The sequence below is a fragment of the Pauljensenia hongkongensis genome (assembly GCF_001746855.1).
Classification (GTDB): Bacteria; Actinomycetota; Actinomycetes; order Actinomycetales; family Actinomycetaceae; genus Pauljensenia; species Pauljensenia hongkongensis.
Genome location: NZ_CP017298.1, coordinates 596,902 through 598,337, shown reverse-complemented (window position 1 = coordinate 598,337; position 1,436 = coordinate 596,902). Strand labels below are relative to the sequence as shown.

Genomic DNA, 1,436 nt, shown 5'->3' with positions numbered 1-1,436 from the left:
GCGCGAGGCCTCCAGGGCGGGCGCCGCCGGAGGTCGACTGCCCGGCCGGGCGTCACTCCTCGTCGTCCTCGACGACTTCGACGCCGAGCACCCCCTCCAGATCGACCAGCGAGGCGACCAGCGCGGATGTCGCCAGTGGCTGCGCGGTGGACACGACGAGGCGGGCCACCGTGGGGCTGTCCTTGCCGTCCGCGTGCGAGGAGAGGCGGTGGACCTGCCAGCCGAGGGCGCCCACCTGCTGCAGGAGCTCGGCCACCATCCCGTGGCCGGGCCAGTAGCGGACGGCGACCACCGTCTTGCTCCCCCGCGCGCGCTTCGTGATGCGCTGAATGACCGGGCTCATCACCAGGACGATCAGGAAGTGCAACGCGGTGCCCGCGACCGCGAGCCACCACAGGCCCGCTCCGCACGCCATGCCTACCGCCGCGGTCTCCCAGATGGTGGCCGCCGTCGTCAGGCCGCGGATCGCTCCGTGGCGCGTGAGGATGATGCCCGCCCCCAGGAAACCGATGCCGGACACGATCTGCGAGGCGACGCGGGACGGGTCGAAACGGGTGATGCCGTCGGCGAGGACGTCTTGGAAGCCGTACTTGGACACGAGGACCATGAGCGCCGCGGTGAGCCCCACAATGGCCTGCGTGCGGATGCCCGCGCTTTTTCCGCGGATCTGGCGCTCGAGCCCGATCAGGGTGGACAGCACGAGCGCCAGCACCATCCACGCGATCTCAGTGAGGTAGGGGTTCACGAGGCGGTGCCCTCCTCGGCCATCCTGTCGTGCTTGGGCGCGCGGGGCTGGGTGAGGCGCCGCAGCAGGTACCCCATGGCTCCGGCGACTCCGCCGACGAGCCACATGGGGGCGCCGGGTTGGACTGCTTCGACGACGAGTGCGAGCACGATCGTGGCGGGGATGAGGGACAGGGCGAACCGGGCGTTGGGATTGTGGAGGATCCGCGTCATCGCTGGTGTTCGTAGTGCCGGGTCGGGTGCGTTCATCGCACTAGTCTAGCGGAGCCCGGAGGGCCGTACGGGTGCTGCGCAGTAGTACGGGTGCTGCGCAGTAAAGGGGCGCGTTCACCCGCAGCGGCGGTGAGGCTAGGATGGGGGTGGCATCGGTGGCGTCGGCGCAGGCATACAGCGCAGCACCGCCGGGGCGCGAAAGGAGTTACACGATCATGATCGATCCGTCGCGGCTGCAGGCCAGCGATATGGCGAACCCGGGCCTGACGGCCAATGACCTGGCGATCATCGCCCAGGCCCGTCCGGACCTGCACCCGTTCGTCGTGCGGCACCCCTCCGTCTACCCCGCTCTGGTCGCGTGGATCCAGGCACAGCACCCCGGTGGGCAGGTTCAGCCGGTCCAGGGTCAGTGGGGCCAGCCGGGTGGGCAGGTTCAGCCCGTTCAGGGTCAGTGGGGCCAGCCGGGTGGGCAGGTTCAG

General features: G+C 70.3%; 3 protein-coding genes. 1 reads left to right on the top strand and 2 read right to left on the bottom strand.

The annotated features are described in order from the left end of the window. Positions 1 to 52: 52 nt before the first annotated feature. Positions 53 to 745 (bottom strand): MgtC/SapB family protein, encoded by a 693-nt coding sequence (locus BH719_RS02505; RefSeq protein WP_009743169.1) that lies wholly within the window; start codon positions 743 to 745, stop codon positions 53 to 55. Continuing rightward, a complete protein-coding gene (locus BH719_RS02500) occupies positions 742 to 993 on the bottom strand; it encodes a hypothetical protein (RefSeq protein ID WP_034255167.1) in 252 nt (83 codons plus the stop codon). The genes BH719_RS02505 and BH719_RS02500 overlap by 4 nt, the downstream gene beginning before the upstream one ends. A gap of 179 nt (positions 994 to 1,172) precedes the next feature. Between BH719_RS02500 and BH719_RS09520 the strand changes: the two genes are divergently transcribed. Beyond that, on the top strand, positions 1,173 to 1,436 hold a 264-nt coding region (locus tag BH719_RS09520; RefSeq protein ID WP_009743167.1), incomplete at its 3' end, for a variant leucine-rich repeat-containing protein.

Coding starts and splice junctions, on each gene's coding strand:
- BH719_RS02500 (WP_034255167.1), bottom strand. CDS start 993: ATGAACGCACCCGACCCGGCACTACGAACACCAGCGATGACGCGGATC.